Raw genomic sequence first — 16,254 nt, 5'->3', positions numbered from 1 at the left:
AGGCGTCGGACTGAACACTGAAAACGTGTTCACGATACGCTGACCTGCTGCAAAATAACCAGGAAAAATCCAGGTATGCGCGTCACAGCCTTCAGGCTAGTTCCCCTTTTACTAAAGGAACAAAGCGCACTGCCTCCACGGTGTCGATAATAAATTCGCCTCCCCGACGACGCACCCTCTTCAAATACTGGTGCTCTTCCCCTACGGGTAAGACGAGAATGCCGCCTTCGTCCAGTTGCGTCATTAACGCTGTTGGTATTTCGGGCGGCGCTGCCGTTACGATGATGGCGTCAAAAGGCGCACGCGCCTGCCAACCTTGCCATCCATCACCATGACGGGTTGAAACATTATGTAAATCAAGATTTTTCAGGCGACGGCGTGCCTGCCACTGTAATCCTTTAATACGCTCAACCGAGCATACATGCTGGACAAGATGCGCCAGAATTGCTGTTTGGTATCCCGAACCGGTGCCGATCTCCAGTACTCGCGACTGCGGCGTCAGTTCGAGGAGTTCCGTCATTCTCGCCACCATATAAGGCTGCGAGATTGTCTGCCCTTGACCTATCGGTAATGCGATATTGTCCCAGGCTTTTTGTTCAAATGCTTCATCAATGAACTTTTCACGCGGCACGGCGGCGAGCGCGTTGAGCACCTGTTCATCCTTGATGCCCTGCGCGCGTAATTGATCCAGAAGTGCCTGTACGCGTCTGCTTACCATTGCGTGCCAACTCCCACGCTGTTTAACCAGTCTGAAACCACATCCTGCGCGTTGTGCGCAGTTAAATCCACATGCAACGGCGTGATGGAGACATAACCTTCATCTACCGCTGCGAAGTCGGTATCCGGCCCGGCGTCACATTTCCCCCCTGGAGGACCAATCCAGTACAGTGTATTACCACGAGGATCTTGCTGCGGGATCACCTGATCTGCCGGATGGCGGCTCCCACAGCGAGTCACGCGGATTCCTTTGATTTGGTCCAGCGGCAAATCCGGTACATTTATATTAAGAATACGCCCTGTTCGCAGCGGTTCTTTGCACAATGCACGCAGAATAGAACAGGTAACTGCCGCAGCGGTGTCGTAATGTTTATGACCATCCAGGGAAACCGCCAGCGCCGGAAAGCCTAAATGACGGCCTTCCATCGCGGCGGCTACCGTACCGGAATAAATAACATCATCACCTAAATTTGGTCCTGCATTAATACCAGAAACTACGATGTCCGGACGCGGACGCATTAAAGCGTTAACACCTAAATAAACGCAGTCAGTAGGCGTGCCCATCTGTACTGCGATATCGCCATTTTCAAAAGTAAAAGTACGAAGCGAGGATTCCAGCGTCAGGGAATTTGATGCGCCACTGCGGTTACGATCGGGGGCAACCACTTGTACGTCAGCAAACTCACGCAAAGCTTTCGCCAGCGTTTGTATACCGGGTGCGTGAACCCCGTCATCATTACTCAGCAATATGCGCATATTCACCTGTTGTGTTGATTAGTTCCCTGACAACGCTGGTCGCAAAACTGCCTGCCGGAAGCCAGAAACGGATTTCTACGGTGACATCATCCCACCAGTTCCAGCTTAATTGTTGCGGATATAGCAGCATCGCTCTGCGCGCGGCTTCAACTTTTTCGCGCACCAGTAAGGTTTGTAATTCAGTTTCTTCGGCGACAGCGGCTTGTTCGAATGCCAGCGCTTCACGCTGAGTTCCCCATTCGCCACTGCCCGGTAATGCGGCGGTTATCATCAGCTCTTTATCGTTGACGCGACGCTGTAATTCCGCCAGTTCTTCGGTGGTTGCGACAAACCAGCTACCACGTCCGGCTAATTGTAGCGCATCGCCGTCAACAACTTGATTAACGTCTGCTTTTTTGAGGCGTTCAGCAACAATCTGATTAAACAACGCACTGCGGGCTGCCGACAACCAAAAACTACGTTTATTGCGATCGCGCACCGGAGTATTGGTTTGCGCCCAGCGCAGCGCGCCCTGCAAGTTGCTACCGCCAATACCAAAACGCTGAGCCCCAAAATAGTTAGGCACGCCTTTTACGCAAATATCGATGAGACGTTGTTCAACATCGTCACGGTTGCTTACATCGCGCAGCACCAGAGTGAAGGCATTACCTTTTAGTACGCCTAAACGCAACTTACGCTTGTGTCGCGCATACTCCAGCACCTGGCAGCCTTCCAGTTGAAAAGCACTGAGATCCGGCATCTCTTTACCTGGCACTCGTGCACAAAACCACTGTTCCGTAACAGCATGTTTATCTTTTTGCCCAGCGAAGCTGACTTCACGGGCATGAATTTTCAGGAATTTCGCCAGTGCATCCGCCACAAAACGGGTATTACAGCCGTTTTTGAGGATTCTAACCAGAATATGTTCACCTTCACCATCAGGCTCGAAGCCTAAATCTTCCACCACTACAAAGTCTTCCGGGTTAGCTTTCAGTAGCCCGGTGCCTTGCGGTTTACCGTGGAGGTAAGTGAGATTATCAAACTCAATCATTTTGTTGCCTTAATGAGTAGCGCCACCGCTTCACAGGCAATCCCTTCCCCACGTCCGGTAAATCCAAGTTTTTCCGTAGTAGTGGCTTTCACGTTAACATCATCCATATGGCAGCCGAGATCTTCGGCAATAAACACGCGCATTTGTGGAATATGCGGCAACATCTTCGGTGCCTGAGCGATGATAGTGACATCGACGTTACCGAGGGTATACCCCTTCGCCTGAATACGACGCCAGGCTTCGCGCAGCAATTCGCGGCTGTCGGCGCCTTTAAATGCGGGATCAGTATCCGGGAACAGCTTACCAATATCCCCCAGCGCCGCTGCACCAAGTAATGCATCGGTCAACGCATGGAGCGCTACGTCGCCATCAGAATGCGCCAGCAATCCTTTTTCGTAAGGAATGCGTACGCCACCAATGATAATTGGGCCTTCACCGCCAAAGGCGTGTACGTCAAAACCGTGTCCAATTCGCATTATGTATTCTCCTGATGGATGGTTCGGGTGAGGTAAAACTCGGCCAGTGCCAAATCTTCCGGGCGCGTGACTTTAATGTTATCTGCGCGGCCTTCAACCAGCTGCGGATGAAATCCACAATATTCCAGCGCCGAGGCTTCGTCGGTAATAGTAGCGCCTTCATTTAATGCACGCGTCAGACAATCATGTAACAGCTCACGAGGGAAAAACTGCGGCGTCAGCGCGTGCCATAAGCCGCTGCGATCAACGGTATGAGCAATGGCATTTTTGCCCGGTTCGGCGCGTTTCATGGTATCGCGCACTGGTGCGGCGAGAATGCCGCCCGTGCGGCTGGTTTCGCTAAGGGTTAAAAGGCGTGCAAGATCATCCTGATGAAGACAAGGACGTGCAGCGTCATGCACCAGCACCCATTCGGCATCCCCCACGGCTTTAATACCAGCCAAAACGGAATCGGCACGTTCTTCGCCACCGTCAACAACGGTGATTTGCGGATGATTTGCCAGTGGAAGTTGCGCAAAGCGGCTGTCGCCGGGACTTATCACAATGATGACACGCGTTACCCGGGGATGCGCCAGTAGCGCATGCACCGAGTGTTCAAGAATGGTTTTATTACCGATTGAGAGATACTGCTTAGGACATTCCGTTTGCATACGGCGGCCATAGCCAGCCGCCGGCACCACGGCGCAAACGTCAATATTAGTGGCTGCCATGTTAATTCCTGGGCTGATTTATCGATTATTTTGCCCGGCGGTCTGAGCACGTTTCGACGCGTCAGGCACCAGACGATAAAAGGTTTCGCCCGGTTTAGTCATACTGAGTTCATTACGCGCGCGCTCTTCAAGGGCTTCCTGACCGCCATTGAGATCATCAATTTCGGCAAAAAGCTGGTCGTTACGCGCTTTGAGTTTTGCGTTTGTAGCCTGCTGTGCCGCAACGTCATCATTGACGCGGCTATAGTCATGAATACCGTTCTTACCGAACCACAGCGAATACTGCAGCCAGACCAGTATAGCCAGCAACAGCAGTGTTAGTTTACCCATCCTGCCCCCTGAAAAACGGCATTTTCATCCCATATTTGCCCCACGAACGCTATGCACTGAGGCTGGAAAGCCGCGACAACGCGGGCAAATGTACCACATTTGTCCATTGTTACGTATACCCAGGGTGTGCGGAACATAATCTCATTATTGGTTACGGTTTGAATTATCGGCAACTCATCCCAGCAACCACAAGAATAGTGCGCCGAACATAACGCCGACAATGAGAAGAGTTAACAAGATGGTGTAAAGCAATTTGCCGCCAGTCAGTGAATGTAACGCGATACCCGCAACCACCGCTACAGGCATCAATGCAAGAAAGAATGGCCAGGTGTAGAGGAAAAAAAACAGCGTGTTAGGACCATAAACCAGAAAGGGAATCGCCAGTGCGAATAGCCACGATACAAAGCCCACAGCAGCTCCCGACAAAGACCATGTAGTCTCGTCGTCAACGGCAAATGCCTCTGATTTTGTGAAGGTTATGTTATCGCTATTACGCATATTTAATCCTGTTACTTTGACGAACCGGGCATGGAAACCCGGTGGTGTCTCAGGATCTGATAATATCGTTCTGTCTCAGCAGATCTAATAATTGCTGAACCAAATTTGTTACTAATTGTTCACCATTGAGATTAATTTCTGCCGATTCAGGCGCTTCGTAAACGGAATCTATTCCCGTAAAGTTACGCAGCTCACCGGCACGCGCTTTCTTATATAAGCCTTTTGGATCGCGGGCCTCGCAAATCGCCAGCGGCGTATCGACAAACACTTCGATAAAGCGCCCTTCTCCCAGGCGTTCGCGAACCATCTGGCGTTCGGCGCGGTGTGGCGAGATAAATGCGGTCAGCACCACCAGTCCGGCTTCAACCATCAAATTCGCCACTTCACCGACGCGACGGATATTCTCTTTACGATCGGCATCGCTAAAACCGAGATCGCTGCATAATCCATGGCGAACGTTGTCGCCATCCAACAGATACGTACTGACGCCGAGCTTATGTAATGCCTCCTCCAGCGCCCCGGCGACCGTGGATTTACCGGACCCGGAGAGGCCGGTAAACCACAATACAACACCACGATGACCGTGGTGTTGCTCGCGTTGTTGCACAGTGACCGGATGGCTATGCCAGACGACGTTTTCGTCATGCAGCGCCATTATTTATCTCCCAGTAAATCGCGCGCGCCCCAGTGCGGGAAATGGCGACGGACCAGAGCATTCAATTCCAGTTCGAATGCACTGAATTCAGATGGCGCAGCAGTTGCCTGGCTAACTGGCTCGTGCACCATACCGGCCCCCACGGTCACATTGCTCAGGCGATCGATAAAAATCAGCCCACCCGTTACCGGATTTTGTTGATAGCGATCTAACACCAGCGGCTCGTCAAAGGTGAGATCCACCAAACCAATGCCATTCAGTGACAGATTTTCAACTTCGCGTTGGGTAAGGTTATTAATATCAACCTGATAACGAATGCCATCAACACGAGCACGCGTCTTCTTACCGGCAATTTTGATGTCGTAACTCTGGCCCGGGGAAAGCGGCTGTTCCGCCATCCATACCACATCCACCGACGCACTCTGCACAGCCGGTAACACTTCGTCTGCCGCCAGCAGCAGATCGCCACGGCTGATGTCGATCTCATCCGTCAGCACCAGGGTGATCGCTTCTCCGGCAAAGGCTTCTTCGCGATCGCCATCAAAAGTAACTATCCGCGCGACGTTTGACTCCACACCAGAGGGCAGCACTTTGACTCGTTGCCCGACTTGCACGCGACCGGATGCCAGCGTTCCGGCGTAGCCACGAAAATCAAGATTCGGGCGGTTAACGTACTGCACCGGAAAGCGCATTGGCTGGGCATCCACCACTCGCTGTATCTCCACTGTTTCCAGTACTTCGAGTAGTGTCGGACCGCTGTACCACGACATGCTTTCACTTTGCGAAGCCACGTTGTCGCCTTCCAGCGCGGAGAGCGGCACAAAGCGAATATCCAGATTACCCGGCAGCTGCTCGGCAAAGGTCAGATAATCTTCACGAATGCGGGTGAACGTCTCTTCGCTGTAATCCACCAGATCCATTTTGTTGATCGCCACGATCAGATGTTTGATCCCCAACAGCGTGGAGATAAAACTGTGACGACGCGTTTGATCGAGCACGCCTTTACGGGCATCGATCAGTAAGATCGCCAGTTCGCATGTCGATGCGCCAGTCGCCATATTGCGGGTGTACTGCTCGTGCCCTGGAGTGTCGGCAATGATAAATTTACGCTTCTCGGTGGAGAAATAGCGGTAAGCCACATCAATGGTGATGCCCTGTTCACGCTCAGCTTGCAGGCCGTCCACCAGCAGGGCCAGGTCCAGTTTTTCGCCCTGGGTGCCGTGACGTTTACTGTCGTTATGCAGCGATGAGAGCTGATCTTCGTAGATTTGGCGGGTATCGTGCAACAGGCGGCCAATCAGGGTACTTTTGCCGTCATCGACGCTACCACAGGTAAGAAAACGCAACAGGCTTTTATGTTGTTGCGCAATCATCCAGGCTTCGACGCCGCCTTCATTGGCGATTTGTTGTGCAAGTGCGGTGTTCATCTTAAAAATACCCCTGACGTTTTTTCAGCTCCATGGATCCCGCCTGGTCGCGGTCAATCACGCGACCCTGACGTTCACTGGTGGTGGAGACCAGCATCTCTTCGATGATCTCCGGCAGTGTTTGTGCATTTGACTCCACCGCACCGGTCAGCGGCCAGCAGCCCAGCGTACGGAAACGCACCATCCGTTTCTTAATCACTTCGCCCGGTTGCAGGTCGATACGGTTGTCATCAATCATCATCAACATACCGTCGCGTTCCAGAACCGGACGTTCAGCGGCGAGATACAGTGGGACAATGTCTATATTTTCCAGCCAGATGTATTGCCAGATATCCTGCTCGGTCCAGTTAGAGAGCGGGAAGACGCGAATACTTTCGCCTTTGTTAATTTGCCCGTTGTAGTTGTGCCACAGTTCCGGGCGCTGATTTTTCGGGTCCCAGCGATGGAAGCGATCACGGAAAGAGTAGATACGCTCTTTAGCGCGGGATTTCTCTTCGTCGCGGCGCGCGCCACCGAAGGCGGCATCAAAACCATATTTGTTCAACGCCTGCTTCAAACCTTCGGTTTTCATAATATCGGTATGCTTGGCGCTACCGTGCACGAACGGGTTAATCCCCATCGCCACGCCTTCCGGGTTTTTATGTACCAGCAGCTCGCAGCCGTAGGCTTTAGCCGTACGATCGCGGAACTCATACATCTCGCGGAATTTCCAGCCAGTATCGACATGCAGCAATGGGAAAGGCAGCGTACCTGGATAAAACGCCTTGCGCGCCAGATGCAGCATGACGCTGGAATCTTTACCGATGGAGTAGAGCATCACCGGATTTGAGAATTCTGCCGCCACCTCACGAATAATGTGGATGCTTTCCGCCTCCAGTTGCCGCAGGTGAGTAAGTCGTTTTTGATCCATAACCGTTCCTTTGCAATACCGCTATTTTCTTGCCATCAGATGTTTCGACTATAGGGAGCGCAGGAGAACGAATGAAATTACCAATTGGAATGAGTAGTTCCTTAACGGAATAACGCATTGGCAAAGCTAATATCAAAAAGTGCTTAAGCCACCGGATTTCGGGCGTTTAGGAAGATTTGAAATTGTTTTAGCGCAGCGGCAGTTTCATACTATGGCGGTAAAAAAATTTGCATGGTATTTAAGGACTCACTATGTTTTCCGCATTGCGCCACCGTACCGCTGCCCTGGCGCTCGGCGTATGCTTTATCCTCCCTGTCCAGGCTGCCACTGTAAGACCTGGAGATATTGCCAATACTCAGACGCGACATCTCGCCACTTTCTTTCCTGGACGAATGACCGGAACACCTGCGGAAATGTTATCTGCCGATTATATCAATCAGCAGTTTCAACAGATGGGTTATCGCAGCGATATTCGGACATTTAATAGCCGTTATATCTTCACCGATAAAAACAAGCGTAAAAGCTGGCATAACGTGACAGGAAGTACGGTGATTGCCGCTCATGAAGGAAAAGTGCCACAGCAAATCATCATCATGGCGCATCTTGATACCTATGCTCCGCAAAGTGATGCAGATATTGATGCCAACCTTGGGGGATTAACATTACAAGGTGTGGATGATAATGCCGCAGGCCTTGGTGTTATGCTTGAACTGGCAGAGCGCCTGAAAGATATTCCGACTGAGTATGGGATTCGTTTTATTGCCACCAGTGGTGAAGAGGAAGGGAAATTAGGTGCTGAGAATTTACTCAAGCGCATGAGCGATACTGAAAAGAAAAATACCCTGCTGGTGATTAATCTCGATAATTTGATCGTGGGCGATAAGCTTTATTTTAATAGTGGCGTAAATACACCAGAAGCTGTCAGGAAATTAACCCGTGATCGAGCGCTGGCAATTGCGCGTAATCATGGGATTGCAGCGACAACAAATCCAGGTTTGAATAAAAACTATCCGAAAGGTACCGGATGTTGTAACGATGCAGAAGTTTTCGACAAAGCCGGTATTGCGGTACTTTCGGTGGAGGCGACCAACTGGAATCTTGGAAATAAGGATGGTTATCAGCAACGCGCAAAAACACCGGCCTTCCCGGCGGGAAATAGCTGGCATGATGTAAGGCTTGATAATCAACAGCATATTGATAAGGCGCTTCCTGGAAGAATAGAACGTCGCTGCCGTGACGTTATGCGGATAATGCTACCGCTGGTGAAGGAACTGGCAAAGGCGTCTTGATGGGGTTGAAAATGGGAGCTGGGAGTTCCCCGCTGACGCGGGGGAACTCCCGATGCTTGGTTTGTCATCAGGCGTACTGCACGGTTTATTCCCGCTAGCGCGGGGAACTCCCCAGACCTGAAGTCAACTTATCCATTGTCGACGGTTTATCCCCGCTGGCGCGGGGAACACAGTTCCGGGTTAAAGTCTCTCATCTGGTCAGGCGGTTTATCCCCGCTGGCGCGGGGAACACTTCAAGCAAGGTAGCAAACTGTTTATCGTCAACGGTTTATCCCCGCTAGCGCGGGGAACACAGCTCCGGCGAACGCGGCACACCACGGCGTTTCGGTTTATCCCCGCTGGCGCGGGGAACACATACGCGCCTCAATAATCCAGGCTGGCTCACTCGGTTTATCCCCGCTGGCGCGGGGAACACTTAAACGGTTTAAAACCGAATGACAAAGAAATCGGTTTATCCCCGCTGGCGCGGGGAACACACGTACAATGGCATAGCCAAATTTATGCTGGTCGGTTTATCCCCGCTGGCGCGGGGAACACGCAAAAGTTAAGCCCCTGACACACTGGATCAACGGTTTATCCCCGCTGGCGCGGGGAACACGATCTCATTATATGCAGTGGATTTTTTTAACTCGGTTTATCCCCGCTGGCGCGGGGAACACACGGCATCGAGCAAACGGTCTATCACTCCGGTCGGTTTATCCCCGCTGGCGCGGGGAACACTGAGATGGCGGACTTCTTCCGGTGGAGGAAGCCGGTTTATCCCCGCTGGCGCGGGGAACACGAACTGAATTTTAAGCTAACCCTAATCCAGCACGGTTTATCCCCGCTGGCGCGGGGAACACCTCGGCTAAACATGATGTATTTCTCGGTTAAACCGGTTTATCCCCGCTGGCGCGGGGAACACTAATAACATCATGAGTGATGGGTGCCTGAATACGGTTTATCCCCGCTGGCGCGGGGAACACTTTCGAAACGGTGAACGGCCTGTTCCCTATGCCGGTTTATCCCCGCTGGCGCGGGGAACACTGATGCCATTCGTTACAGAAATATGGCTATCTCGGTTTATCCCCGCTGGCGCGGGGAACACTGAAAATAAAAATAAACGATATTTTATTCGCCCGGTTTATCCCCGCTGGCGCGGGGAACACTCCCGGCAATAAACACGATCTGCGCTAGAGACCGGTTTATCCCCGCTGGCGCGGGGAACACACTAAGCATACGTATCTGTTTTTAAACAATTTTATTCCACATCAACAATCTACCAACTAAATTCAAACATTTCCTTATTTTTAAAGAACGGATAACTTATTGATTATCAACAGGAAGAAAAGAAACCAAACGTAACCCATCCAAATCCACCGGAATACGTCTGTTTTCACCCCAGGTCTGAAATTCAAAACCCGACTCGGTATTGGTCGCCCAGGCCATGACCACATTTCCGCAACCTGCCAGTTGGGAGATTTGCTGCCAGATCATCTCCCGAATACGTTTTGATGTATCACCAACATAAACACCGGCACGTACTTCCAGGAGCCAGATTGCAAGCCGTCCACGTAAGCGCGGAGGGACATTTTCTGTAACAACCACGACCATGCTCATCCGCTGCGCCCCCGGTGACCACTATCACCCAGCGTTTCAGGTTCCGGGATAGCTGGCGGTAACATATCCGGCGCAGGTTGTGGTGGTTCAATTTCACCGGCGGCAAGGACTTCCTCAATTAACGGAATTAATTTGCCCGTTAATTTACTACTACGGAAAATATCGCGACAAGCCAACCTGACTTCTTTATCAGGTTCTGCGGGTTGCCTCGCCGCTATTTCAAATGCCTTTGGTACAACCGAATCAAATTTAATGATATCGGCTATGTCATAAACAAATGAAAGCGGTTTGCCACCATGGATAAAACCAATAGCGGGCGCATATCCCGCGGCTAATACCGCCGCTTCAGATATACCGTACAGACATGATGTGGCAGCACTGATGCAGCGATTCACAACATCGCCTTTTTCCCAGTCTTTAGGATCGTAGTTGCGACCATTCCATTTCACACCATATTGCTTCGCCAGTAATGCATAGGTCTGGCGTACTCGGGCTCCCTCAATTCCCCGTAGCTGCTCCACTGAACGGCGAGCTGGCGGTGGCTCACGAAAACGTAATTCATACATTTTACGCACCACCTTCAACCGTAGATCTTCTGTTAAAGCCAGCTTTGCCTGGTAGAGTAATTTATCTGCCCGCGCCCCACCGGGTTGTCCGGAAGAGTAGACGCGAACGCCCGCTTCACCGACCCAGACCAGCAGTGTTCCCACCGTGGCGGCCAGATGCACCGCCGCGTGGGAAACTCTCGTTCCCGGTTCGAGCATAATGCAGGCGACCGATCCCACCGGAATGTGCGTGCGGATCCCGGTTTTGTCGATCAGCACGAAAGCGCCGTCCAGCACGTCGATCTGACCGTACTGGAGGAAGATCATGGAGGTGCGATCTTTTAAGGGGATCGGACTCAACGGTACAAACGTCACGCCTCTGCTCCGGGTTTGATCAGCATCAGACCACAGCCGAACGCCCGGCTTTTGCCATACCCCAGGCTGAGACGTTGCAGAAATAACCCAGAATCGGTGACCGTAAGCATCCCCGTATAATCCACGCTACTGAACTGGATCAGTTGCCGGGCATTTTCCCGCCGCAGTTGCTGTTGTCGGTAGGCATCGACCGAGGTATCCAGCAGTGTAAAACCACTTCTCTCTCCCTGCGCAGCCAGCCAGCCCAGCGCCGCCTGTTGTTGATGCAACCAGACATCACGCCCTTCCGCCAGTCCCCTCACCTGCCGTTTCGCCTCCATCAGCAGATCGTGGCGCTTACCCGCTTTACAGACTGTTGGATTCGCTCGCAGGTTGAAAAAAAGGGATTGTCCGGTACGCAGCTCCGGCGCAAATGACCGGCATTCGATGGTGAACGTTTCGCTTTCCGCCGGGCGTTCCTGCGACAGGACAAAAAAGCGAAACGCGCCCTGGAGTTCTTCCCGACGATAAAGAAATTGCCTTTCTTTGCCGCCAGGAAAAAGATCCCACAGCCACTGATGCATCACATATTCACCGCGATCCACCAGATGCAGTAACTGCGCAGGCGAAAGCTGGCCGGTATGTAAGGTTATTCTTGAGAGGTACATGGTTCCTCCTTGCTGAGCCACGGCCCCTGATTGACGGTGCGTTCCCCAAACAGCCACTGCTGACGATTTAAAGGAACATCCCGGCGGCGTAATATTTTGCTCGCGACCAGGCCATCGTGCTCCCCTTCCCACCAGCATTCATCCTGAAGTTTCGGGAGTGAGATTTTCAGTTCGTGGAAACGATCCTGATACTGTTGGTATGCGTTACGTAAGGCATCAGACGCGTTACCTTCAAGCAGTAACGGCGCAAGGGGTAATGCCAGCGGATGGCTTTTTCGCCCCAGATAAAGCGGAAAAACCGGATGGCGTAAACCTTCCTGCAACTGTTCGAGGCTGTAAGGCGCATCAGCTGTTGTTGCCACGGCCACCATCCACCAGGCATCGGTGTAGTAGTCGCGCCGGGAGATAATCGCGCTTAGAAGATCAGGGTCGCTCAACTCTTCGCGACGGCTGAAATAACGCGCTTTACGCACCTCTTTTGGCATCTGGACCGTGTGATAATCCCGTGCCCAGCGCGGGTTACGGCTGGCGCAAACCACCAGTGAATAGTGGCGATTAAACGCGTTTAAGCATTCGGTGTCATCACGCCGTATCCCTACCCCGGCAGCCAGCAGCCCCAGCAATGCTGAACGCGAAGGCAGTTCATGGGTATGACGCACCTCACCGGGTGCATCAACGCCCCAGGATGCCATTGGCCCATGAAGATGAAAAATCAGATATTGGCTCATAAGCCGCCCCTTACGCGCAGATAAAGTCCAGCACGTCCTTCATGCTTCCCTGTTTGTTCATCACGTCAAAACTTGCGCATTCGGTCTTCTGTTCGTAAACCGTATTCATGTTTTCGCGAAGCGTTGTAATACGCTGCACTGCCACATCTAACTGACGTGTGCCATTAATGGGTTCATAGAAAGCCGCCGCCAGAGAACGCGGTTGTTCGGTGCCTTTTTCTGCCAGCACCCAGGAGGCGTAGGCACGGCTGGCAAAGCTGTTTTGTTTACCGGTTGGGGAAACTTTAAACGCTGCTTCCGTAAAGGCGCGCAGGGTCTGATTAGCTAATGCTTCGTCACCGCCGAGGTTTTCGACCAGCAGATCTTTATCAATGCAGATATAGGTGTAGAACAGCGCAGAACCAAATCCAGTTTCACCAAGATGCCCTGCACCAGCATCTTCAGAGGCCTGGCGCAAATCATCAACGGCGGTGAAAAAATCATCTTCGACAATCGTTTCACTGACACCAAACGCGTGCGCGACCTGACAGGCGGCTTCAACATTAAACTCAGGTTTATTCGCCAGCATACGACCAAACATGGCGATATCTACCGCCATACGATCTTTACGTAACAAAGCGAGATCGTCCTCTTTTGGCGCGCGCTTTTCTTCTGCCAGTTGATGGGCCAGCGCTTTTACGGCGTCAAATTCTGCCGGGCTGATATGGACGAGCTGTTCAGTTTCAGCGTTAGTGAGCGGATCTTTTGGTTTTTTGTCTTTTTTGGCTTTACCAAGATAATCGGCAATATCTGCCGCCCATTCGATGGCTTTTTTTTCTTCGATTCCTTTCTCAATCATGATAGTTGCTGCCTCGCGCGCGATACGCCCACTACGAATACCAATATGGCCCGCCAGCGACTGTTCAAAAAGTGCAGAAGTGCGCCACGCACGTTTCAGACTTTGCGAGGAAACGCGCAGACGCGTTGCTCCACCCAGCACCACGGTTTTCGGCGCACCGGTGTCATCACGGTTAAGGTTGGCTGCAGGGTAAGCGGTTAACAAATGAAGCTGAATAAATGTCGTCATGAGATAGTCCTTTATTAATTTTGTTCGTTATCGGCGTCGCCAGCCTGGTAATATTCCAGCGCCCAGCGGATACGGATAAATTCTGTTGGCCGCTGCTGGCGGCGGTGATGGTTGAGCAGGTCGTCACTCTCCTGGCACCAGCGGAAAATATCGTCTGCCAAAGAGATAAGATTGACGGAACCGTTTAATAATTTGACCGCGCGACGTAACTGGCGCAGTAAATCATCCGGCATTTTTACTGCTGACAGTCGCGAAAACCGCCCTTCTGACATTACTGCCGCCAGCTGCGCGGCAAAAGGCTGCCGTTCATCAATGGCTTTTACATTGGCGCTAACTGCAGCGACCAGCGCCAGTGCGGTAAAACGCCACTCTTGCGCTTCAACTTTCCACAACGTGTGGGTCTGCATTAGCAGAGAACGAAACCCTTCTGACAAACAAACATCATTAACCGTCGTACTACGCCGCAGACTGGCACGATTGCCGCGTTTTTCCTGCAATTCCTCGTGCCATTTGCGCAGCGTGGCTTTGTGCTCCTCTTTTACAATACTCATTCAGCAGCCTCCTGCTTTTTCTCCCTGGCGGCTTTAGCACTTTGCTTCTCCGCCGATGTTGTAAAATATTTCTTGCGCGTGGTCATGACGCGTTTCAAATCAACGGGCTCATAAGGATTAGTGAATACCCGCTCGTCAAAATCCTGACGCGCGAATAACCACATTTCCTTTTGCCATTTGCTGAGTAATTCATCCGGCTCCTGACCTTCTTCAATTTGACGCACTAACCTCAGGAAGCGATGCTGAGTTTTGTTCCAGAAGTCGATATCCACAAAACTGAAATCACCCCGTGCACCTTTTGGATCGGAGAACCATGCTTCTTTCAATGCACTCCGTAACAGACTTAGAATCCGTGAAGCCGTTTGCGCAGCCTGCCGCAGCTTTGGTATCTGGCCTTCTTTTTTATTGAGCAGTAGCGGGAAATGGTGTTCGTACCAACAGCGCGCTTTCATGTTGTCGAAATCATAGCCAAATCCCCACAGGCCCACTTTTGCCTGTTTCAGACTGCTGGCATTAAAGAGTTTCACCACCAGCGCGGGAAGTTCCGTATTGTTTTCTGACTTACCCGTTTCGATAAGTCCTAACCAGTCGCGCCAGATTAAACCGCCCGGTTGTGGTTTAACGGAGTAAAACTCACCGCCCTCTTTAAGTGGTACACGGTAAGGCGTTAAGGGATGCTGCCACATGGCATAATTCGCACCGTAATTTTTGGTCGTCATCAGACTCAGGAGCGCGTCGCTCTGCTCACCGCAAATATCGCAGTTGCCGACTGTCGTGGTATTAAAATCAATACGTATACGCCGAGGCATTCCCCAGTACGCCTGGAGTTTGTTGACCTGATCATCAGTTACCACCGCACCGGCCAGTTCACTGGTACGCGTCGGGCCAAGCCAGGGGAAAACCAGATCGTCAAATTTTTTGGGTAGCGGTAAGTCAGATTCATCCTGCGGCATCACGTTGAGCCACAGTTTGCGCCACAAGGGTGTTTGTTGATTGCCCTGATATTCCTGTAATTCAATCAGAGTAGTCATCGGCCCACCGCCGCGTAAGCCGGTGCGATAGCCTTTGCCGCCTGACGGCGCATTTAACTGTAGAGAGAACAAGGCTAGTGCAGAACACTGTGGGCACAGGTGTTCCGTTACACCACGCTTGATAAAGTGGTCTTTATTAAACTTTGTTGTTTGAACGCCGGGAATCTCAGGCAGTAGCGAAGCGACCGGAACTTTATCTCCCGTGAGCGCCTCAAAATCCTGCATAAATGAAGGTGAATCTGGCCCGAACTGGAAAGCATGGTCTAATGACAGCAATGCTTCCCGTAGCTTTTCAGCTTCCAGTCCGTCTTCCCAGATATCATCCCAACGACGTTGATCTTTTGGCGCGAAGCTGGTTTGTAATAGTCCCAGCAAAAACTGCCATGCCGCCCCCTGGAGATCTGCCCGCGGCGCAGCGATATCGACAACATTTTCATCAGCCAGATCGACTGGCGCCAGCTTGCCTGTCGTTCCGTCTTTGAAACGAACAGGCAACCACGGGGAAGTAATTAAACTAGTAGGGTACATAACTATTCCTTATTAAAATCACCTTCCATGGCATTTGTCATCCCTTAAACCTTTAGTTAACCGATAACTGAAAACTAACTGACAACCTTTTACCAAAACGAACCATTAGTCGACAAAACAGTCGTTTACAGCGGGAGGTCTTTTCTTCCATGGTACAACCCTCTTACATAATTCTCATACTCTGGAATAACCAATCAGTCCTGTATCCAGAGCCTATATTTGGGTAAAAAAAACTCAACGCTCCCAAACTGAGCAAAGATTACTCCTCGCATAGAAAAATCTAAAGGCAGTAAGAGGAAGTTCAAATTAAATATCAAAACAAATTCATCTCAGTAGATGCTATACTCCCTTCTTCCCTATTAACGTAGGGATAAACCAGCAGTAAG

At 51.4% G+C, this 16,254-nt stretch carries 18 protein-coding genes and 1 CRISPR repeat array; of the genes, 1 reads left to right on the top strand and 17 read right to left on the bottom strand.

Annotation, left to right across the window (positions count from 1 at the left end; translation table 11 throughout):
• Positions 1-91: 91 nt before the first annotated feature.
• From pcm to cysD, 10 genes are all read right to left on the bottom strand, one after another.
• Positions 92-718 (bottom strand): protein-L-isoaspartate O-methyltransferase, encoded by a 627-nt coding sequence (gene pcm, locus K0335_RS17700; RefSeq protein WP_000254699.1) that lies wholly within the window; start codon positions 716-718, stop codon positions 92-94.
• On the bottom strand, positions 712-1,473 hold the full coding sequence (gene surE / locus K0335_RS17695) for a 5'/3'-nucleotidase SurE (RefSeq protein ID WP_001221544.1): 762 nt from the start codon (positions 1,471-1,473) through the stop codon (positions 712-714). Before surE ends, pcm begins: the two co-directional genes overlap by 7 nt.
• The gene (gene truD / locus K0335_RS17690) at positions 1,454-2,503 is read right to left on the bottom strand and encodes a tRNA pseudouridine(13) synthase TruD (RefSeq protein ID WP_219393974.1); all 1,050 of its coding nucleotides are present in this window, start codon (positions 2,501-2,503) and stop codon (positions 1,454-1,456) included. Before truD ends, surE begins: the two co-directional genes overlap by 20 nt.
• Positions 2,500-2,979 carry a 2-C-methyl-D-erythritol 2,4-cyclodiphosphate synthase gene (gene ispF, locus K0335_RS17685; RefSeq protein WP_001219242.1) on the bottom strand — a complete coding sequence of 160 codons (480 nt, stop codon included), beginning with the start codon at positions 2,977-2,979 and terminating at the stop codon, positions 2,500-2,502. The genes truD and ispF overlap by 4 nt, the downstream gene beginning before the upstream one ends.
• Positions 2,979-3,689, bottom strand: a complete 711-nt coding sequence (ispD, locus tag K0335_RS17680; RefSeq protein WP_000741662.1) for a 2-C-methyl-D-erythritol 4-phosphate cytidylyltransferase — start codon at positions 3,687-3,689, stop codon at positions 2,979-2,981. Before ispD ends, ispF begins: the two co-directional genes overlap by 1 nt.
• Before the next feature lie 18 nt (positions 3,690-3,707).
• A complete protein-coding gene (gene ftsB, locus K0335_RS17675; protein WP_000517469.1) occupies positions 3,708-4,019 on the bottom strand; it encodes a cell division protein FtsB in 312 nt (103 codons plus the stop codon).
• A 174-nt stretch (positions 4,020-4,193) separates the two neighbouring features.
• Entirely contained in the window at positions 4,194-4,517 is a 324-nt protein-coding gene (locus K0335_RS17670; RefSeq protein WP_001246060.1) for a DUF3561 family protein, read from the bottom strand.
• Positions 4,518-4,566: 49 nt separating this feature from the next.
• Positions 4,567-5,172 carry an adenylyl-sulfate kinase gene (cysC, locus tag K0335_RS17665; RefSeq protein WP_104918278.1) on the bottom strand — a complete coding sequence of 202 codons (606 nt, stop codon included), beginning with the start codon at positions 5,170-5,172 and terminating at the stop codon, positions 4,567-4,569.
• Positions 5,172-6,599, bottom strand: coding sequence for a sulfate adenylyltransferase subunit CysN (cysN, locus tag K0335_RS17660; protein ID WP_160193868.1), 1,428 nt, complete (start codon positions 6,597-6,599; stop codon positions 5,172-5,174). Before cysN ends, cysC begins: the two co-directional genes overlap by 1 nt.
• A gap of 1 nt (position 6,600) precedes the next feature.
• Entirely contained in the window at positions 6,601-7,509 is a 909-nt protein-coding gene (gene cysD / locus K0335_RS17655; RefSeq protein ID WP_000372392.1) for a sulfate adenylyltransferase subunit CysD, read from the bottom strand.
• A 251-nt stretch (positions 7,510-7,760) separates the two neighbouring features.
• Between cysD and K0335_RS17650 the strand changes: the two genes are divergently transcribed.
• Positions 7,761-8,798, top strand: a complete 1,038-nt coding sequence (locus tag K0335_RS17650) for an aminopeptidase (RefSeq protein ID WP_000490451.1) — start codon at positions 7,761-7,763, stop codon at positions 8,796-8,798.
• 81 nt (positions 8,799-8,879) lie between these two features.
• Positions 8,880-10,007: direct repeats of the CRISPR family, unit length 29 nt; unit sequence CGGTTTATCCCCGCTGGCGCGGGGAACAC.
• Between the two features lie 96 nt (positions 10,008-10,103).
• Here K0335_RS17650 and cas2e read toward each other — a convergent pair.
• Genes cas2e through casA form a run of 7 tightly spaced genes read right to left on the bottom strand, consistent with a single transcriptional unit; the run spans position 10,104 to position 15,868 of the window.
• On the bottom strand, positions 10,104-10,397 hold the full coding sequence (gene cas2e / locus K0335_RS17645; protein WP_000063170.1) for a type I-E CRISPR-associated endoribonuclease Cas2e: 294 nt from the start codon (positions 10,395-10,397) through the stop codon (positions 10,104-10,106).
• On the bottom strand, positions 10,394-11,317 hold the full coding sequence (gene cas1e / locus K0335_RS17640; protein WP_000144849.1) for a type I-E CRISPR-associated endonuclease Cas1e: 924 nt from the start codon (positions 11,315-11,317) through the stop codon (positions 10,394-10,396). Before cas1e ends, cas2e begins: the two co-directional genes overlap by 4 nt.
• Positions 11,314-11,964, bottom strand: coding sequence for a type I-E CRISPR-associated protein Cas6/Cse3/CasE (cas6e, locus tag K0335_RS17635; protein WP_000281460.1), 651 nt, complete (start codon positions 11,962-11,964; stop codon positions 11,314-11,316). The genes cas1e and cas6e overlap by 4 nt, the downstream gene beginning before the upstream one ends.
• On the bottom strand, positions 11,946-12,692 hold the full coding sequence (gene cas5e, locus K0335_RS17630) for a type I-E CRISPR-associated protein Cas5/CasD (protein WP_219393972.1): 747 nt from the start codon (positions 12,690-12,692) through the stop codon (positions 11,946-11,948). The genes cas6e and cas5e overlap by 19 nt, the downstream gene beginning before the upstream one ends.
• Before the next feature lie 10 nt (positions 12,693-12,702).
• Positions 12,703-13,758 (bottom strand): type I-E CRISPR-associated protein Cas7/Cse4/CasC, encoded by a 1,056-nt coding sequence (gene cas7e / locus K0335_RS17625; protein WP_000206460.1) that lies wholly within the window; start codon positions 13,756-13,758, stop codon positions 12,703-12,705.
• Between the two features lie 14 nt (positions 13,759-13,772).
• Complete coding sequence (gene casB / locus K0335_RS17620) at positions 13,773-14,309, bottom strand: type I-E CRISPR-associated protein Cse2/CasB (protein ID WP_000029336.1); 537 nt, start codon at positions 14,307-14,309, stop codon at positions 13,773-13,775.
• Positions 14,306-15,868 (bottom strand): type I-E CRISPR-associated protein Cse1/CasA, encoded by a 1,563-nt coding sequence (gene casA, locus K0335_RS17615; protein ID WP_104920139.1) that lies wholly within the window; start codon positions 15,866-15,868, stop codon positions 14,306-14,308. The genes casB and casA overlap by 4 nt, the downstream gene beginning before the upstream one ends.
• Positions 15,869-16,254 lie beyond the last annotated feature (386 nt).

It is taken from the genome of Escherichia sp. GZ89 (genome assembly GCF_019366485.1).
In the GTDB taxonomy this organism is placed as follows: Bacteria; Pseudomonadota; Gammaproteobacteria; order Enterobacterales; family Enterobacteriaceae; genus Escherichia; species Escherichia fergusonii.
Note: the sequence above shows the minus strand (reverse complement) of the source record. Positions and strands in the feature narration are given on the sequence as shown.

Coding starts and splice junctions, on each gene's coding strand:
- pcm (WP_000254699.1), bottom strand. CDS start 718: ATGGTAAGCAGACGCGTACAGGCACTTCTGGATCAATTACGCGCGCAG.
- surE (WP_001221544.1), bottom strand. CDS start 1,473: ATGCGCATATTGCTGAGTAATGATGACGGGGTTCACGCACCCGGTATA.
- truD (WP_219393974.1), bottom strand. CDS start 2,503: ATGATTGAGTTTGATAATCTCACTTACCTCCACGGTAAACCGCAAGGC.
- ispF (WP_001219242.1), bottom strand. CDS start 2,979: ATGCGAATTGGACACGGTTTTGACGTACACGCCTTTGGCGGTGAAGGC.
- ispD (WP_000741662.1), bottom strand. CDS start 3,689: ATGGCAGCCACTAATATTGACGTTTGCGCCGTGGTGCCGGCGGCTGGC.
- ftsB (WP_000517469.1), bottom strand. CDS start 4,019: ATGGGTAAACTAACACTGCTGTTGCTGGCTATACTGGTCTGGCTGCAG.
- K0335_RS17670 (WP_001246060.1), bottom strand. CDS start 4,517: ATGCGTAATAGCGATAACATAACCTTCACAAAATCAGAGGCATTTGCC.
- cysC (WP_104918278.1), bottom strand. CDS start 5,172: ATGGCGCTGCATGACGAAAACGTCGTCTGGCATAGCCATCCGGTCACT.
- cysN (WP_160193868.1), bottom strand. CDS start 6,599: ATGAACACCGCACTTGCACAACAAATCGCCAATGAAGGCGGCGTCGAA.
- cysD (WP_000372392.1), bottom strand. CDS start 7,509: ATGGATCAAAAACGACTTACTCACCTGCGGCAACTGGAGGCGGAAAGC.
- K0335_RS17650 (WP_000490451.1), top strand. CDS start 7,761: ATGTTTTCCGCATTGCGCCACCGTACCGCTGCCCTGGCGCTCGGCGTA.
- cas2e (WP_000063170.1), bottom strand. CDS start 10,397: ATGAGCATGGTCGTGGTTGTTACAGAAAATGTCCCTCCGCGCTTACGT.
- cas6e (WP_000281460.1), bottom strand. CDS start 11,964: ATGTACCTCTCAAGAATAACCTTACATACCGGCCAGCTTTCGCCTGCG.
- cas5e (WP_219393972.1), bottom strand. CDS start 12,692: ATGAGCCAATATCTGATTTTTCATCTTCATGGGCCAATGGCATCCTGG.
- cas7e (WP_000206460.1), bottom strand. CDS start 13,758: ATGACGACATTTATTCAGCTTCATTTGTTAACCGCTTACCCTGCAGCC.
- casB (WP_000029336.1), bottom strand. CDS start 14,309: ATGAGTATTGTAAAAGAGGAGCACAAAGCCACGCTGCGCAAATGGCAC.
- casA (WP_104920139.1), bottom strand. CDS start 15,868: ATGTACCCTACTAGTTTAATTACTTCCCCGTGGTTGCCTGTTCGTTTC.